General features: G+C 37.5%; 1 protein-coding gene. It reads left to right on the top strand.

The genetic code is table 11. The features are described from left to right. A partial coding sequence (locus tag AA089_RS22745) for a condensation domain-containing protein (protein WP_046759327.1) occupies positions 1–3,441 on the top strand: 3,441 nt, incomplete at both ends.

The raw sequence follows: 3,441 nt of genomic DNA, 5'->3' as shown, positions 1-3,441 counted from the left end.
CAACTGTTGGAAAACGTTTGGTTGGTTACATTGAAGTAAACGAATCGTACACAAAAGAGGGACTAAAAAGTTACTTAGAAGCACGTTTGCCAGCACACATGATTCCATCAATCTTCATAGAAATGGACACCATGCCACTCACGCCAAGTGGAAAAATAGATAGAAAAGCATTGCCTGACACAGATATTTCAGGTGTATTGGAAGAAAACTACAAAGCGCCACGTAACGAACTCGAAACAAGTTTAGTAACACTTTGGCAAAACTTGCTCAACATTCCAAAAATTGGAATTGATGACAATTTCTTTGAATTAGGAGGCGATTCTATCATCACAATTCAATTGGTCAGCAGAGCAAAAAGAGCAGGATTTGCATTCGCTCCCAAAGATGTATTTGAACGACAAACCATTCGGAAACTATCAGACTATCTTCAAACAAAAACCAAACAACACACAATCAGTGAGCAAGGAATGTTAGAAGGCGAATTTGAAATGCTCCCAATTCAACGATTATTCTTCGAAGACGAATATCCAGAAATGAAGCATTACAATCAATCACTATTATTAAGCGTAGAAAAAACAGTTTCAAAAGAAAATATCGCCACAATTGTACAAGCACTTGTAGAACGTCATGATACATTCCGATTGGCATTTGAAAAAATAAATGATGCTTGGACACAACGATACACACAAAAAATAACGCCTTTACATCATAAAAATCTTGTAGATACACCGCAAAAAGAACTCGCTGGTAACATCACGGAAATCTGTAAATACTATCAAGACAGTTTTACACTAGAAACTGCGGACGTTGTAAAATTTGTCTACATGGAAACGCCAGTCGCAACGCAACAAAACAGACTTTTCATTGTAGCACATCACTTAACTATAGATGGTGTTTCTTGGCGAATCATCTTAGACGACATCAATGAAAGTTTACAACAAATCACGGCAGGAAAACCGATTCAACTTGGGAAAAAAGGCAGTTCGTATCGTCAATTTAGTAATGCATTAGCAAGCTACGCGAACAGCAATCGTATGGCAACTCAAAAATACTATTGGGAAACCATCGCCAACAATTTCACAGCACTTCCTGTAGATCATGAACATGAAGTTTCCACACTAAACGATTTGGAAAATTTCAGAATATCGTTACACAAAACGGCAACACAAGCATTGCTAAAAGAAGTACACACGACTTACACAACCGAAATGAACGATATTCTACTGAGTGCTTTGGTACAAAGTGTAACAACGCAATTTTCAGTAGATACCATTACAATTGGCGTAGAAGGTCATGGACGCGAAGACATATTTGAAGAAATAGACATCAGTAATACGGTCGGATGGTTTACAAATGTATATCCGCTAGTACTAAAAGCTTCCAATGAAAACACAATACCAGACCTTATAAAATCGACAAAAGAGCAACTTCGGGAAGTACCAGAAAAAGGAATTGGCTACGGAATATTGCGCTACATGAGTACGGATACAGCTTTGCAAGAAAAACTTGCCAACAGTACTTGGGATATTGAATTTAATTATTTGGGACAATTAGACAATACACTGAGCGAAAATACATGGTTGAGCGCGGCTAATGAATCTCCTGGAGAAAACTTACACAAAAATACACCACACAAAACACGTTTAAATGTAAATAGCTTTATCGCAGATGGCGAATTGCAACTATCATTTGAATACTCAAAAAAATCGTACAATGCGGAAACCATTAAAGCAATTGGAACTGCATATATCAATGTTTTAGAAGCAATCATAGCGCACTGTGTCGCAGAAACAGCTATCGTTAAAACACCTTCCGATTACGAATTGCACGGAAAAATAAACTACAAAGAATTAGATACATTTTTTGAAACTGCTGGAAAAAAGGCGGATCAAATCACTTCGGTGTACGAACTCAGTCCCATGCAAGAAGGAATGCTATTTCACGGACTCTATGACGATGATTCTATTTCATACACAAATCAAATCATCATGGGATTCCCAGAAAATTTGAACATCGAAATCTTTGAAAAAGCCTGTAACCATGTTCTCAAAAACTACAGTATTCTACGAAGCGGATTCTACTATCAAAACCTTAGTACTCCAATTCAGGCGGTATACAATTCGGTTGCAATGCCGATAACTATCGTCGATTTTACACAATTTTCAAATACGGAAATCACACAAAAAGTCAACACATTCATAGCAGAAGATCAAAAAAGGAAATTCAACTTCAATGCGCCACCTTTAATGCGAATCACACTCGTGCAGTTACCAAACGGAAACTATACAATGATTTGGACATATCATCACATCATTCTCGATGGTTGGTCTATGCCAATTCTTATGAACGATCTGCTAGAAACCTACGAAAACTTACAGCAAGGAAACAGTCCAACAGCTAAAAAAGAAGATACATACCAAGATTACATTCAATACATTCGCGCAAAAGACACCAAAGAAGAAGAAGCGTATTGGACAAACTATTTGGCGCCCATAGAAGCAGGAATACTGTTGCCATTCATCAATACGAAAGAAGAACGAAACAAAGGAATTGGCGATTTCAAAAGCGATTATCTCTCGTTTGATGCTTCATTTACAACGCAACTAAAAGACTACTGCAAAGCCAATCATATCACAGCAAATACACTTATTCAAGGTGCGTGGGCATACCTATTAGCACAATATGCCGCAAAAGAATCTGTCGTATATGGCGTCACGGTTTCTGGTCGTCCTTCTGACTTTGAAAACACTGAAAAACGCATCGGATTATACATCAATACCATTCCGTTACAAGCCACGGTAGCTGATAAAATGCTGATAAACAACTTTCTAACAGATATCCAAAAAGGACATACGGAATCACGAGAATATCAATACAGCGCATTAAGCGATGTAAAAAAATGGAGTGGCGTACAAGATGAATTTTTCGATACGCTATTTGTATTTGAAAACTATCCTGTGGACGAATCGGGCAATCAAGAGCAAAGCCTAGAAACGACTTCCATGGATGTGAATGAAAAGACAAACTATCCTATCACAATTGAATCTGTATTGACAAATACGCTCAATTTCAAAATAGATTATAACGCTTCTATATTGGCAACAAAAGATGTAGAACGTATCAAAAATCACTTGCAAACGCTACTGAAAAGCTTCTTACATGGCGCGGAATACATTGGCGATTTAGAATATCTGACGACTGATGAACATACGGAATTATTGGACTTGTTCAATACCACTTCCGTAGAATATACGCAGACAGCTACCATCAGGAGCTTATTCGAAGCACAAGTTGCTAAAACGCCAAATGCAACGGCAATCGTGTTCAAAGATGAAAAACTAACCTATCAAGAACTTGATGAACAATCGAATCAATTTGCACACTACTTACGTGAAAAAGGAGTTACAGATGAAACGTTTGTACCAATTTGTGTAGAACGTT

It is taken from the genome of Kordia jejudonensis, assembly GCF_001005315.1.
In the GTDB taxonomy this organism is placed as follows: domain Bacteria; phylum Bacteroidota; class Bacteroidia; order Flavobacteriales; family Flavobacteriaceae; genus Kordia; species Kordia jejudonensis.
Note: the sequence above shows the minus strand (reverse complement) of the source record. Positions and strands in the feature narration are given on the sequence as shown.